This is a genomic window from Hahella sp. CCB-MM4 (genome assembly GCF_002260525.1).
Lineage (GTDB): Bacteria > Pseudomonadota > Gammaproteobacteria > Pseudomonadales > Oleiphilaceae > Hahella.
The window spans coordinates 1-260 of sequence record NZ_MRYI01000129.1; the positions used below are offsets into that span (position 1 = coordinate 1).

General features: G+C 64.2%; 1 pseudogene. It reads right to left on the reverse strand.

The annotated features are described in order from the left end of the window. Positions 1-260: pseudogene (locus BTA51_RS29235) on the reverse strand (hypothetical protein); the annotation flags it as partial.

Genomic DNA, 260 nt, shown 5'->3' on the forward strand with positions numbered 1-260 from the left:
GCAGAGGACACCGTGACGGGTCATCACCTCGTTCAGATCGGGGCGCTCGTCGTAGAACACGTCCGAGGAATAGATGTTGCCGACATGGGTGGTGATGCCCTTCTCTTGCGCGACCTTGTGCGCTGCGGCCAGCAGGCCGAAATCGCCACAGGACGCGAAGTTTAGCTCGCGGAAGATGCCCTTCGACGGGGTCGACAGCGAGGTCGCCGCCTGCGCCAGCACCACGTCGCGGATCTTCACATGCCCCTGCATGCCCCCGG